The organism is Microbacterium neungamense (genome assembly GCF_024971095.1).
GTDB lineage: Bacteria > Actinomycetota > Actinomycetes > Actinomycetales > Microbacteriaceae > Microbacterium > Microbacterium neungamense.
In genome coordinates this window covers 2,038,101-2,051,059 of the sequence record NZ_CP069717.1, presented here as the reverse complement: position 1 = coordinate 2,051,059, position 12,959 = coordinate 2,038,101, and the positions used below count along the sequence as shown (strand labels likewise).

General features: G+C 71.2%; 10 protein-coding genes and 4 pseudogenes. 9 read left to right on the top strand and 5 right to left on the bottom strand.

Annotated features, from left to right (window positions below):
- The first annotated feature begins 22 nt into the window (after positions 1 to 22).
- The 3 genes and pseudogenes from JSY13_RS09980 to JSY13_RS09970 all read left to right on the top strand — a co-directional run bounded on the left by JSY13_RS09980 (position 23) and on the right by JSY13_RS09970 (position 4,140).
- A complete protein-coding gene (locus JSY13_RS09980) occupies positions 23 to 1,309 on the top strand; it encodes an aspartate kinase (protein ID WP_259606529.1) in 1,287 nt (428 codons plus the stop codon).
- Between the two features lie 234 nt (positions 1,310 to 1,543).
- A pseudogene (locus tag JSY13_RS09975) lies at positions 1,544 to 2,607 on the top strand (aspartate-semialdehyde dehydrogenase).
- 102 nt (positions 2,608 to 2,709) lie between these two features.
- Positions 2,710 to 4,140, top strand: coding sequence for a malate:quinone oxidoreductase (locus tag JSY13_RS09970; RefSeq protein ID WP_259608196.1), 1,431 nt, complete (start codon positions 2,710 to 2,712; stop codon positions 4,138 to 4,140).
- A 45-nt stretch (positions 4,141 to 4,185) separates the two neighbouring features.
- On the opposite strand, the gene bcp is transcribed toward JSY13_RS09970, so the two are convergent.
- From bcp to JSY13_RS09950, 4 genes are all read right to left on the bottom strand, one after another.
- The gene (gene bcp, locus JSY13_RS09965) at positions 4,186 to 4,653 is read right to left on the bottom strand and encodes a thioredoxin-dependent thiol peroxidase (protein ID WP_259606528.1); all 468 of its coding nucleotides are present in this window, start codon (positions 4,651 to 4,653) and stop codon (positions 4,186 to 4,188) included.
- 91 nt (positions 4,654 to 4,744) lie between these two features.
- Positions 4,745 to 5,014 carry an SDR family oxidoreductase gene (locus JSY13_RS09960; RefSeq protein WP_259606527.1) on the bottom strand — a complete coding sequence of 90 codons (270 nt, stop codon included), beginning with the start codon at positions 5,012 to 5,014 and terminating at the stop codon, positions 4,745 to 4,747.
- The gene (locus JSY13_RS09955; protein ID WP_259606526.1) at positions 5,001 to 6,068 is read right to left on the bottom strand and encodes an IS110 family RNA-guided transposase; all 1,068 of its coding nucleotides are present in this window, start codon (positions 6,066 to 6,068) and stop codon (positions 5,001 to 5,003) included. Before JSY13_RS09955 ends, JSY13_RS09960 begins: the two co-directional genes overlap by 14 nt.
- 119 nt (positions 6,069 to 6,187) lie before the next feature.
- Positions 6,188 to 6,883 (bottom strand): SDR family oxidoreductase, encoded by a 696-nt coding sequence (locus tag JSY13_RS09950; RefSeq protein ID WP_259606525.1) that lies wholly within the window; start codon positions 6,881 to 6,883, stop codon positions 6,188 to 6,190.
- On the opposite strand from JSY13_RS09950, the pseudogene uraD reads away from it, so the two are divergent.
- A pseudogene (uraD, locus tag JSY13_RS09945) lies at positions 6,765 to 7,328 on the top strand (2-oxo-4-hydroxy-4-carboxy-5-ureidoimidazoline decarboxylase). The gene JSY13_RS09950 and the pseudogene uraD sit on opposite strands and share 119 nt — an antisense overlap.
- Positions 7,325 to 7,507, top strand: a pseudogene (locus JSY13_RS09940) (hydroxyisourate hydrolase); the annotation flags it as partial. The pseudogenes uraD and JSY13_RS09940, both read left to right, overlap by 4 nt.
- A 260-nt stretch (positions 7,508 to 7,767) precedes the next feature.
- Here the strand turns inward: JSY13_RS09940 and JSY13_RS09935 are convergent.
- On the bottom strand, positions 7,768 to 8,526 hold the full coding sequence (locus tag JSY13_RS09935; protein ID WP_259606524.1) for an IclR family transcriptional regulator: 759 nt from the start codon (positions 8,524 to 8,526) through the stop codon (positions 7,768 to 7,770).
- Between the two features lie 22 nt (positions 8,527 to 8,548).
- Here JSY13_RS09935 and allB point away from each other — a divergent pair.
- The 4 genes and pseudogenes from allB to JSY13_RS09915 all read left to right on the top strand — a co-directional run.
- Positions 8,549 to 10,121 (top strand): annotated as a pseudogene (gene allB / locus JSY13_RS09930) (allantoinase AllB); the annotation flags it as partial.
- 43 nt (positions 10,122 to 10,164) lie between these two features.
- Complete coding sequence (locus JSY13_RS09925; RefSeq protein ID WP_259606523.1) at positions 10,165 to 10,824, top strand: thymidine kinase; 660 nt, start codon at positions 10,165 to 10,167, stop codon at positions 10,822 to 10,824.
- Between the two features lie 69 nt (positions 10,825 to 10,893).
- A complete protein-coding gene (locus tag JSY13_RS09920; RefSeq protein WP_259606522.1) occupies positions 10,894 to 11,637 on the top strand; it encodes a FadR/GntR family transcriptional regulator in 744 nt (247 codons plus the stop codon).
- A 54-nt stretch (positions 11,638 to 11,691) separates the two neighbouring features.
- Entirely contained in the window at positions 11,692 to 12,951 is a 1,260-nt protein-coding gene (locus JSY13_RS09915; protein WP_259606521.1) for an alpha-hydroxy acid oxidase, read from the top strand.
- Positions 12,952 to 12,959 lie beyond the last annotated feature (8 nt).

Genomic DNA, 12,959 nt, shown 5'->3' with positions numbered 1-12,959 from the left:
CCCGACGTCCCCGGGAGTGAACGTGGCCCTGATCGTGCAGAAATACGGCGGCTCGTCCGTCGCCGACGCCGAGAGCATCAAGCGCGTCGCCAAGCGCATCGTCGACACGCGCCGTGCCGGGCACGACGTCGTCGTCGCGGTGAGCGCGATGGGGGACACCACCGACGATCTCCTCGAGCTGGCAGGCGAGGTGGCGCCGATCCCCGCGCCGCGGGAGCTCGACATGCTCCTCTCCAGCGGGGAGCGCATCTCGATGGCACTGCTGGCGATGGCGATCCACTCGATGGGCTTCGAGGCCCGCTCCTTCACCGGCAGTCAGGCGGGCATGATCACGGATGCCAAGCACGGCGCCGCCCGCATCGTGGACGTCACGCCGGTGCGGCTGCGCGAGGCGCTGGACGAGGGGGCGATCGTCATCGTCGCCGGGTTCCAGGGCTTCAACCGCGACACCCGCGACATCACCACGCTCGGCCGCGGCGGCTCCGACACCACCGCCGTGGCGCTCGCTGCCGCGCTGGACGCCGACGTGTGCGAGATCTACAGCGACGTGGACGGCATCTTCACCGCCGATCCGCGCGTCATCCCGAAGGCGCGCAAGCTCGACACCATCACCAGCGAGGAGATGCTCGAGCTCGCGGCCAACGGCGCCAAGGTCCTCTACATCCGCGCCGTCGAGTTCGCCCGCCGCCACGGCGTTCTCATCCACGCCCGGTCGAGCTTCTCCTCGGCAGAGGGCACCTACGTTCTGGGCGAGGGCATGCGAAGCCCCCGCGACCCCGAGGGAGCAGCCATGGAAGAACCGATCGTCACCGGCGTCGCCACCGATCTCAGCCAGGCGAAGATCACCGTGTCCGGCGTCCCGGACGTGCCGGGCAAGGCAGCCGAGATCTTCACCATCGTCGCCAAGTCCGGTGCGAACGTGGACATGATCGTGCAGAACGTGTCCGCCGCCTCCACCGGGCGCACCGACATCTCGTTCACGCTGCCGAAGGCGGATGCCGCCGCGGCGCTGAAGGCGCTCGCCGCCGACCAGTCCGAGATCGGGTTCGAGAACCTCATCCACGACGACCAGATCGGCAAGCTCTCCGTCGTCGGTGCGGGCATGCGCACCCACTCCGGCGTGTCCGCCACCCTGTTCGAGGCGCTGAAGAACACCGGCATCAACATCGAGATGATCTCCACCTCGGAGATCCGCATCTCGGTGGTGCTGCGCGGCTCCGACCTCGTCGACGCCGCCCGCGCCGTGCACACCGCCTACGGCCTGGACGGCGAGGTCGAGGCCGTCGTCCACGCCGGCACCGGCCGCTGATCCCGCCGCCCCCGGCCGCGACCCCGCCCGGCCCTCCGGCCGCTGATCCCGCCGACCCCCGGCCGCGACCGCGCCCGGCCCCCGAACCGTCCGGAGCGGGGCGGCCGGGGAGAAGGCGCGACCCGGGGGTGCGGGGAGGCGGTAGACTCGCGGCAACCCTGACATCGCCGCCAGGCGCAGCATCCGCACCCTGGGGCTGAGCCTGGCGTAACGTCACCACGCCAAGGATCCCCCATGACCCGTATCTCCGATTCCGGACTCTCCGTCGCCATCGTCGGCGCCACCGGCCAGGTGGGCACCGTGATGCGCGAGATCCTCGCCGAGCGGTCCTTCCCCGTGCGCGAGCTGCGCCTGTTCGCCTCCGCCCGCTCCGCCGGCACCGCCATCGACTTCGGCGGCGTCCCGGTCGTCGTCGAGGATGTGGAGACCGCGGATCCGTCCGGGATCGACGTCGCCCTGTTCTCCGCCGGCGCCACCGCCAGCCGCGCCTACGCGCCGCGGTTCGCCGAAGCCGGCGCCGTCGTGGTCGACAACTCCAGCGCCTGGCGGATGGACCCCGAGGTGCCGCTGGTGGTCAGCGAGGTCAACCCGCACGCCGCCGCCGACCGGCCCAAGGGCATCATCGCCAACCCGAACTGCACCACGATGGCGGCGATGCCCGTGCTGAAGGCGCTGCACGAGGAGGCCGGGCTGGAGCGTCTCATCGTCTCCACCTACCAGGCGGTGTCCGGTTCGGGCCTCGCCGGAGCGCAGGAGCTGCTCGGGCAGGTCGAGGGCGTGCTCGCCCAGGGCGACACGCTGCGCCTGGTGCACGACGGCTCCGCCGTGGACTTCCCGGAGCCGCAGAAGTACGTCGCCCCGATCGCGTTCGACGTCATCCCGCTGGCCGGATCCGTCGTCGACGACGGGCTGAACGAGACCGACGAGGAGAAGAAGCTCCGCAACGAGAGCCGCAAGATCCTCGAGCTGCCCGACCTCCGCGTGGCCGGCACGTGCGTGCGGGTGCCGGTGTTCACCGGCCACTCGCTCTCGATCAACGCCGAGTTCGCGCGGGAGATCACCCCTGAGCGGGCGCGCGAGGTGCTGGCATCCGCACCCGGCGTCGCCCTCGAAGAGGTGCCCACGCCGCTGCAGGCCGCCGGCAAGGACCCGAGCTTCGTCGGCCGCATCCGCGCCGACCAGTCCGCCCCCGGGGCAGGGGGCTCGTGCTATTCATCAGCAACGACAACCTCCGCAAGGGCGCCGCGCTGAACGCCGTGCAGATCGCCGAGCTGCTGGTCCCCGCGCTCGTCGCCTGAACGGCTCCCGGACGGGTCACGCGGCCAAGGGGGCATCCGGCGTCGAACTAGACTGGTCGGGTGACTGAAACCGTCGACGTCGTCCTGATCGGTGGTGGCATCATGAGCGCCACCCTGGGTACCCTGCTGCACGAGCTCCAGCCCGACTGGAGGATCGTGGCGTTCGAGCGCCTCAGCGACATCGGCGAGGAGAGCACCAACCCCTGGAACAACGCCGGCACCGGTCACGCCGCCCTGTGCGAGCTGAACTACATGCCGCAGGGCAAGGACGGCTCGCTCGACCCCGCCAAGGCGATCTCGATCAACGAGCAGTTCCAGCAGAGCCGCCAGTTCTGGGCATCCCTCGTCGAGCGCGGGGTGCTGCGCGAGCCGGCGACTTTCATCAACTCCACGCCGCACATGACCTTCGTGCGCGGCGAGAAGGACGTCGCCTACCTGAAGGCCCGCTACGAGATCCTCAAGGACCAGCCGCTGTTCGAGGGCATCGAGTACAGCGAGGACTCCCGGGTGATCAACCAGTGGGCGCCGCTGCTGATGCAGAAGCGCCGCAAGGGCGAGCCGTTCGCGGCGACGCGGGTGCCCTCCGGCACCGACGTGGACTTCGGCGCCCTCACCCACCAGCTCTTCGACCACCTCTCCGCCAACGGCGTGGAGCTGCGCACCGACACCGAGGTGCGCCGCCTCAAGCGCCAGAAGGACGGCTCCTGGCTGGTCAAGTACCGCCGCACCATCGGCGGCACCCCGGGCGAGGTGAAGGCGCGGTTCGTGTTCGTCGGCGCCGGCGGCTGGGCGCTGAAGATGCTGCAGCGCTCCGGCATCCCGGAGATCAAGGGCTACGGCGTCTTCCCGATCGGCGGACAGTTCCTGAAGACCACGAACCCGAAGATCGTCGCCCAGCACAAGGCGAAGGTGTACTCGCAGGCCTCCGTCGGCGCCCCGCCGATGTCCGTCCCGCACCTGGACGCGCGCGTCGTGGACGGCGAGTCGTCGCTGCTGTTCGGCCCGTTCGCGACGTTCAGCCCGAAATTCCTGAAGAACGGCTCGCTGCTCGACCTGGTCACCCAGGTGCGGCCGCACAACATCTGGCCGATGCTCCGCGTCGCCTTCGCCAACCCCGACCTGATCACCTACCTGGTCGGCGAGCTGCTGAAGACGCACCGCAAGAAGGTGGACAGCCTGCGGGTGTTCATGCCGACCGCGCAGGACGAGGACTGGGAGCTCATCCAGGCCGGTCAGCGCGCCCAGGTCATGAAGAAGGACCCGGAGAAGGGCGGCATCCTGCAGTTCGGCACCGAGGTGGTCGCGGCGGAGGACGGCACGATCGCCGGACTCCTCGGCGCCTCGCCGGGTGCGTCCACGGCGGTGCCGATCATGCTCAGCCTGCTGCAGCGCTGCTTCCCGGACCGGTTCCGGTCGTGGGAGCCGGCGCTGCGCGAGCTCATCCCGACCTACGGCGAGAAGCTGAACACCGACGCCACCAAGGCGCAGGAATCGATGCGCCGCACCGCCGAGGTGCTGCAGCTCCAGGCCTGAGCACGCCCGTCGCGGCCACTCGCGCGGGGCCGCGACGGGCCCGGCTCAGGCGGCGAGCTCCTCGCGCAGGGCTGCGACGTGCCCGTTCGGGTCGACCCGGTACTGCGCGAGCTCGATCCGCCCGTCGCCGTCGATGACGAAGGTGGAGCGCAGCACACCCGTCAGGGTGCGTCCGTCGATCTCCTTCTCGCCCCACGCCCCGTACGCCTTCGCGACCTCGTTGCCGGGGTCGGACAGCAGCGGGAACTCCAGGCGGTCCTCCGCGGCGAAGCGCGCCAGCGTCTCCTGGTCGTCGCCGGACACCCCGACGACCTCGTAGCCCGCGCCGCGCAGCGACGCGAGGTTGTCGCGGAAGTCGCACGCCTCGGTGGTGCACCCCGGCGTGAAGGCGGCGGGGTAGAAGTACAGGATCACGCGCCGTCCGGCGAAGTCGCCGAGCCGGACCGTGCGTCCGGCGGCATCCGTGAGCGAGAAGTCGGGTGCGGCGTCTCCGGGCTCGAGTTGGGTGGCCACGATGCCTCCAGTTCCGTATCGTGAAACAAAGCTTCTGTGTATCGGAATCCGAGCCTAGAGCACGGATGCCGCGGCGCGCAACGGCGCGTTCTCAGCCGCGGCCATCGTAGGGCATGCCCGCGGCCGTCACCACCAGTTCGTGCACAGCGACGTCCAGGGGGAGATCGGCGACGTCGGCGATCAGCCGGGCGGCGTGCGCGGCGTCGAAGGACGGCTCGGGGCGCCGCGAGCCGTCCGCCTGCAGCGCGCCGGCGTCCGCGCCGATGCCCTGCAGCAGCTCGGTGGCGGCGTTGCCGATGTCGATCTGGGTGGCGGTGATGCCGAACGCGCGCCCGTCCAGGATGCTTCTATGTGTTGTCAAGTCCGCTCTGCTCGCTGAGGCGGCGGTAGAGCTGGCGGGCTATGTATCGCTTGAGTGAGCGGCGGATTTCCTTGGTGGTGCGTCCTTCGGCTCGTCGGCGTTCGACGTAGGCGCGGGTCGGCGGGTGGTGCGACATTCGGGTCAGCGCGATCGACGATAAGGCTCTGTTCAGACGCCTGTCGCCTCCTCGGTTGAGGCGATGACGGGTGGTGTTTCCGCTCGAGGCGGGCACGGGACTGACGCCGGCGAGCACGGCGAACGCTGCTTCGGAGCGGACCCGGCCGGGGTGTGACCAGGCGGCGATGATCACGGCCGCGTTGATCGCGCCGATCCCGGGCTCGTCGAGCAGGATTGCGGCGTCGCTGGCGGCGACCAGCGCGGTGATCGCGTCACGGTTAGCAGCGAGGTCCTCATCGCAGACGGCAACCCGTCGGGCCAGCCGGATCGCTTCCCGGCGGGCTGTCGCGGTCGCGAGGTCCTCCTGTCGCGTGCGCCAGGACTCGATCGCCGCGAGCTGCTTCTTGGTGAGCGAGGCGCGGGCGTCGATGCCGAGGTCGACCGTTCGAAGCAGCGCGGTCAAGGCGTTGATCGACCTGGTGCGTTCGAGGTTGATGAGGTCGCGGGCGCCGATCAGCACCCGCAGCGCCGCGCGGACTCCCGCGTCCTGACGCGGATCACGGAGGTTGTCGGCATCGACGCCGAGCACGGAGCGGGCGATCAGTTCCGCGTCGATCTCGTCGCTCTTGCCTCGTCCGCGACGTTCACGTGCCGCTGTCGGGAACGACTCCACGACCCGGTAGCCGGCGTCCTGGCATGCTCTCGCGAGCCGGGCGCCATACGAGCCGACGCCCTCGATCGTTACGAGCACATCGGCCAGCCCGCTGGTGCGCCGAGCGATCCACGCGACCGCGCGTGATAATCCCGCCGGCGTCGTCGGGAAGGTCCGAGTGTCCACTCTGGCGCCAGTGCGCGCGTCGAGCACGGCGAGAGTGTGTGTTCTGGAATGGGTGTCCGCGCCGATGACATACGCGAACGTGTTTGCGACGATGGTCATGGTGACCGTGATCCTCTCCACTGGGTTGACGTCACTGCTGGCGTCGACCCGGGAATGGTCACTTCGAGGCAGGCCTGTAATGGGCCACGACCGCCGTGAACGGTCGGGCAAGCTTCTGATCAAGCCATCGGAGTGGGCAGGGTCGGCGCCGGCACCCACCCGGCCGGACAGATCCTGGGAAAGGCACCCCGCCGAAGCGGGAGGCCAGGCGATTCAAGAGTCACGACCAGACGGAGCACCAGCACCCACCCTGCCAGCCGACCCCAGGCCAGCCACTTCAGAGACTTACAGGCGATTGAGCGGGTGAGGCCGGTCACCGCGTGCTTGGTGATGGCGTACGCCGCCGAGCGCGGCCGCGGCCGGTGGGCGGACACGGACCCGTTGTTGATGATCCGTCCGCCCTGCGGGCTCTGCGCCCGCATCCGCCGGAATGCCTCTCGGGCGCAGTGCAGCGCGCCGGTGACGTTCACGGCCAGGGTGGCCGCCCAGTCCTCGTCCGAGAGCTCATCGACGCGCGCCTGCGGGCCGAAGGAGCCGGCGTTGTTGAAGAGCAGATCCACCCGGCCGAAGCGCTCGTGGGCGAGGTCGAACGCCGCGCCGACCTCGTCGGCGCGCGTCACGTCGGCAGGCGCGCACAGCACGTCCGCCCCGCCCTGCGCGCGGATCTCGGATGCCGTGCGCTCGAGGGTCTCCGGGGTGCGGCCGATCAGGGCGAGCCGCCAGCCGCGCCGGCCCAGCTCTCGCGCGGTGGCGTGGCCGATCCCGGAGCCCGCTCCGGTGACGACGGCGACGCGCGACGAGGCGGATGCGCTCATCCGCCCGAGCGCGGACATCGACGGCTGGGTGGAGGCCGTGGTGTCGGCTCGTCCGTACTCCAGCGTGGAGGAGGTGCTGTCGGTTGCCCGCGAACGGGCGCTCGACTGGACGGACGAGGACATCGATGCGGCGCTGGCACATCATCCGCGCATCGGCGAGCGGGCGAGTGGAAGCTCGACCGAGGCCGGCATGTAGCGCGGTGAGCAGGCCGGCGTCGATGCCAGCGATTCGGCGCTGGCCGAGCAGCTGCTCGAGGGCAACCGCGCCTATGAGGAGCGCTTCGGCCGTGTCTTCCTCATCCGGGCGGCGGGCCGCAGCGGTCGGGAGATTCTCGACGAGCTGAACCGCCGACTCGGCAACACCGACGAGGACGAGATCCGGGAAGTGGCCGAACAGCTTCGCCAGATCGCGCTCCTCCGACTGGAAGGGATCCTCCGCGCATGAGCCACGTCACCACGCACATCCTCGACGCCTCGATCGGCCGGCCGGCCGCGGACGTCGCGGTCGTGCTCGAGGCCGGCGACGGCGCGGTCGTCGCATCCGCCCGCACCGATGCGGACGGACGTGTGAAGGACCTCGGCCCCGAGACCCTGCAGACCGGGCACTACCGGCTGCGCTTCGAGGTCGCCGACTACTTCGCGCAGCGCGGCACGGACACCTTCTATCCCGTCGTCACGATCGATCGAGGCGCAGCGCCTCCTCGCCGAGGAGTGGGGCGTAGCCGCGGACGTGTGGTCTGTGACCAGCCACGAACTGCGCCGCGAGGCCCTCGACGCCGACAGCGCCGTGCTGCATGCCGGCCAGCCGCGCGAGCTGTACGTCACGCGCCGGCCCCGCTCCCGTCTGCGGCGGCTCCTGGTTCGTTCAGGCCGCCCGGTTCGGCTCAGGCCACCCGGTTCATCTCGCGGCCGATGGCCTCTGCAGCGGAGATCAGCAGCGGCACGGCGCGCTCGCCGAACGCCTCGTCGACGCGGGTCTGCGGACCGGACACGGACACCGCGGTCGGGGTGGGCGCGTTCGGGATCGGCACGGCGTAGCAGCGCACGCCGATCTCCTGCTCGTTGTCGTCGATCGAGTAGCCGCGGCGGCGGATCTCCGACAGGTGGGCGAGCAGCTGGTCCGGGTCGCCGATGCTGTGCTCGGTGGCCCGGGGCATCCCCACCCGGGTCACGATCGAGCGCACCGTCTGCTCGTCCAGCTGGGACAGGATGGCCTTGCCCACGCCGGTGTCGTGAGTGTGGGCGCGGCGGCCGATCTCGGTGAACATGCGCACCGAGTGCGGCGAGGGCACCTGGGCGACGTACAGCACCATGTCGCCGTCGAGCACGGCGAGGTTCGCCGTCTCCTGCAGCGTGCCGACGAGCTCGGCGAGGTACGGTTCGGCGATCTGCCCGAGCTGCCGGTTGGCGCCGTCGCCCAGCCGGATCAGCCGGGGGCCCAGCGCGTACCGGCGGTTCGGCAGCTGACGCACGTAGCCGCGGCCGACCAGGGTGCGCAGCAGCCGGTGGATGGTGGGCGGGGGCAGCTCGGTGCGGTTGGCGAGCTCGGAGAGCGTCTGCGTGCCTCCGGCGTCCGCCATGAGATCGAGAAGCTCGAAGGCGCGCTCGACGGACTGCACGCCGCCCGTGGTCCGTTCGGTCATGGTTCCTCCTGAAGGGAGTCGGTTGCAGCGGCGCCCGCCGGGCCTCGCCGATCAAGGAGGATCCTATGGCCAACCCCAGCCCCGGTTATTCAATCACCGTCCGTGTCGAAGCGCCCTCGAGCTACCAGGTCACCAGTGAGCTCGCGGCCGCCGTCGGCGCGGCCGGCGGCCAGGTCACCGCGCTCGACGTCGTCGAGTCGCACGCCGACCGCATGATCGTCGACGTCACCGCCAACACCTCCTCGCCCGAGCACGCCGACCGCGTCGCCGACGCGATCCCATCCGCGGTCAGCGCGTGCTCACCAGCGCCGGCATCCGGCCGCGCGAGGTGGGCGTGCGCGACGGCGTGATCGTCGCGATGCAGCCGCTGGGCAACAACCTCGACGGCACCGAGGTCGTCGAGCTCGCCGACGACGAGACCCTCATCCCGGGCCTGGTCGACACGCACGTGCACGTGAACGAGCCCGGCCGCACCGAGTGGGAGGGCTTCGACTCGGCGACCAGGGCGGCCGCCGCCGGCGGCGTCACGCCGATCATCGACATGCCGCTGAACAGCATCCCGCCGACGGTGAACGTGGAGGCGCTGAACGTCAAGCGCGAGGCCGCCACGGGGCAGACGCACGTGGACGTCGGCTTCTGGCGCCGTGCCCGGCAACACCGGCGACCTGCGCGCCCTGCACGACGCCGGCGTGTTCGGGTTCAAGTGCTTCCTGCTGCACTCGGGCGTGGACGAGTTCCCGCCGCTGGATGCGGACGAGATGGAGAAGGACATGCGCGAGCTGGCATCCTTCGACTCCGTCCTCATCGTGCACGCCGAGGACTCCCGCGCCATCGACCGCGCCCCGCAGCCCGAGGGCGACGACTACAGCAAGTTCCTGGCCTCGCGTCCCCGCGGCGCCGAGAACCTCGCCATCGCCGAGGTCATCGAGCGGGCCCGCTGGACCGGCGCCCGCGCCCACATCCTGCACCTGTCCTCCTCGGACGCGCTGCCGATGCTGCGCACCGCCAAGCAGGACGGCCTGAAGCTCACGGTCGAGACCTGCCCGCACTACCTCACGCTCACCGCCGAGGAGATCCCGCACGGCGCCACGCAGTTCAAGTGCTGCCCGCCGATCCGCGAGGCCGGCAACCGCGAGCTGCTCTGGCAGGGGCACGAGGACGGCACGATCGACTTCATCGTCTCCGACCACTCGCCGTCCACCCTCGACCTGAAGGACCTCGAGAACGGCGACTTCGCCGTCGCCTGGGGCGGCGTGGCGTCCCTGCAGCTCGGCCTGTCGCTGATCTGGACCGAGGCGCGACAGCGCGGGCTGTCGCTGGAGCAGGTGGTCTCCTGGATGAGCGAGCGCCCGGCGCAGTTCGCCGGGCTGACCGGCAAGGGCCGCATCGCCCCCGGCTACGACGCCGACTTCTCGGTGTTCGCCGCCGACGACGCCTACGTGGTCGACGTGAAGAAGCTGCACCACAAGAACCCGCTCACCCCGTACCACGGCAAGCCCCTGGCCGGCGTGGTGCGCAAGACGTGGCTGCACGGCGAGGTGATCGACTTCGAGACCCCGCGCGGCCGGCTGCTGCGCCGCGGCATGACCGACTGACCCCCTCCCGAACGAGGGAGTGGGCCGGCATTACACTCGACCGGTGGCCAAACTGTACTTCCGCTACGGCGCGATGAACTCCGGCAAGTCCACCGCGCTGCTGCAGGCGGCGTACAACTACGAGGAGCGCGGCCAGCACGTGCTGCTCGCGAAGCCGGCGATCGACACGAAGGGCGCCTCGCAGATCGAGAGCCGCCTCGGCGTCACCCGCGAGGTCGACTTCCTGCTCGGCCCCGACGACGACGCCCGTGCCCTGTTCGCCGCCGAGCGCGAGCGCGTGCGCCGGAGCGCGGATGCCGGACTGCTCCCGGCCGGCCCCATGGACGTGGCCTGCCTGCTCATCGACGAGGCGCAGTTCCTCACCCCCGCGCAGGTCGACGATCTGTTCCGGATCGCCGTGCTCGACGGCATCCCGGTGCTGGCCTACGGCATCCGCAACGACTTCCTCACCCACGCCTTCCCCGGCTCGGCCCGCCTGCTCGCGATCGCGCACACCCTCGAGGAGCTCAAGACGATCTGCCGCTGCGGACGCAAGGCCGTGTTCAACGGCCGGATCGTGGACGGCCGCTTCGTGTTCCAGGGCGACCAGGTGGCCATCGACGGCACCGGGGCGCTGCGCCCGGCCACCGGGCCGGGCGTGGTGTCGTACGAGTCGCTGTGCGGCAACTGCTACCTCGAGGAGTCCGGCGGGCGGCTGGGCTGACGGACGCCGCCGCGGTTGCGTGGTCAGACCACACAGGATACTCTGTGGTCAGACCACAGGGAGGTGCGGATGCCGGACGCGAGGCAGGGCTCGCAGGCGCCGCGCGCCTGGCGCACCGTGCTGGAGCGGATCGAGGGAAATCTGCTGGACGGCGTCCTCGGCCCGGGGGACCGTCTGCCGTCGGAGCGTGAGCTCGCGGCCGACCTCGGCGTGGCGCGCTCCAGCGTCCGGGAGGCGCTGCGGGTGCTCGAGGTGATGGGCCTGATCCGCACCACGACCGGCTCCGGCCCGCAGGCGGGCGCGATCGTCGTGGCCGCTCCCGGAGGCGGGATGGCGGCCCTGCTGCGGCTGCAGGTCGCGGCGCAGGGCTTCCCGCTCCGCGACGTGGTGCAGACCCGTCTCGTGCTGGAGGACGCGGTCGCGGCATCCCTCGCCGCCCGACCCGACCGCGACCTGGCCGAGGCGCGGCGGATCCTCGACGCGATGGATGCCGAGGAGCTCACGGCGCCGGAGTTCCTCGCCTTGGACGCCCGGCTGCACCTCGCCCTCGCCGAGGCCTCCGGCAACACCGTGATCACCGCGATGATGGCGGGGCTGCGCACCTCGATCGAGTCGTACGTCCTCGAGGGGGCGGGTCGCGTGGAGGACTGGCCGGCGATGGCCGGCCGGCTCCGCGGCGAGCACCGCCGCATCGTGGAGGCGATCGCGGCGGGCGACGCGGATGCCGCCCGCGCCCTCGTGCACGACCACATCATCGGCTACTACACCGCGGCGGGCCTCGTCGCCGAGGACCGCCCCGTCCGCACCGACTGACGCCCCGACCGTCCGCACCGACCGCCCCCGCCGCCGCACACCGAGAGGAATGCCATGGTCCAGCGCCAGCTGCCCAACCCCCGCGAGATCTTCGAGCTGATGAGGTTCAAGAAGCCCGAGCTGGATCTGCGCAAGCGCCGCCTGGAGTCCGCGCTCACCATCGGCGACCTGCGGCTCATCGCCAAGCGCCGCACGCCGAAGGCCGCGTTCGACTACACCGACGGCGCGGCCGAGGGCGAGATCTCCCTCGCCCGCGCCCGTCAGGCGTTCCAGGACGTCGAGTTCCACCCGGGCATGCTGAAGCCGGCGCCGACGGTGGACACGAGCGTGTCGATCCTCGGCGGACCGAGCGCGCTCCCGTTCGGCATCGCGCCGACCGGATTCACCCGGCTCATGCAGACCGAGGGCGAGGTCGCGGGGGCGGGCGCGGCCGGCGCCGCCGGCATCCCGTTCACCCTCTCCACGCTCGGGACGACCTCCATCGAGGGCGTGACCGAGGCGAACCCGCGCGGACGCAACTGGTTCCAGCTCTACGTCATGCGCGACCGGGAGATCTCGTACGACCTGACCCGGCGGGCCGCCGCGGCCGGCTTCGACACGCTGATGTTCACCGTCGACACCCCGGTCGCCGGTGCCCGCCTGCGCGACAAGCGCAACGGCTTCTCCATCCCGCCGCAGCTCACGCTGGGCACGGTCATCGACGCGCTGCCCCGCCCGTGGTGGTGGTTCGACTTCCTCACCACGCCGAAGCTCGAGTTCGCCTCGCTGAGCTCGACCGGCGGCACGGTCGGCGAGCTGCTGGACGCGGCGATGGACCCCACGATCAGCTACGCCGACCTCGACGTGATCCGCGACCTCTGGCCCGGGAGGATCGTCGTGAAGGGCGTGCAGACGGTCGAGGACTCGCTGCGGCTGCGGGACGCGGGTGTGGACGGCATCGTCCTCTCCAACCACGGCGGCCGGCAGCTGGACCGGGCGCCGATCCCGTTCCACCTGCTGCCCCAGGTGCGCCGGGCCGTCGGCGACGAGTTCACCGTGATGATCGACACCGGCATCATGAACGGCGCGGACATCGTGGCATCCGTCGCCCTCGGGGCGGACTTCACGCTGATCGGGCGCGCCTACCTGTACGGGCTGATGGCGGGCGGGCGCGCCGGCGTCGACCGCGCGATCGCGATCCTGCGCGGCGAGATCGAGCGCACCATGCGCCTGCTCGGCGTGTCCTCGCTCGCCGAGCTCGAGCCGGCGCACGTCACGCAGCTGACCCGGCTGGTGCCGGTGGTGTCGGATGCCGTGGGGGCCGCCGCCCGCTGAGTGGCGTC

What these genes read in the sequence shown, in the direction of transcription:
- JSY13_RS09920 (WP_259606522.1), top strand. Translation starts at nt 10,894, where the DNA reads ATGCCGGACGCGAGGCAGGGCTCGCAGGCGCCGCGCGCCTGGCGCACC.
- JSY13_RS09955 (WP_259606526.1), bottom strand. Translation starts at nt 6,068, where the DNA reads ATGACCATCGTCGCAAACACGTTCGCGTATGTCATCGGCGCGGACACC.
- JSY13_RS09950 (WP_259606525.1), bottom strand. Translation starts at nt 6,883, where the DNA reads ATGAGCGCATCCGCCTCGTCGCGCGTCGCCGTCGTCACCGGAGCGGGC.
- JSY13_RS09935 (WP_259606524.1), bottom strand. Translation starts at nt 8,526, where the DNA reads ATGACCGAACGGACCACGGGCGGCGTGCAGTCCGTCGAGCGCGCCTTC.
- JSY13_RS09970 (WP_259608196.1), top strand. Translation starts at nt 2,710, where the DNA reads ATGAGCGCCACCCTGGGTACCCTGCTGCACGAGCTCCAGCCCGACTGG.
- JSY13_RS09915 (WP_259606521.1), top strand. Translation starts at nt 11,692, where the DNA reads ATGGTCCAGCGCCAGCTGCCCAACCCCCGCGAGATCTTCGAGCTGATG.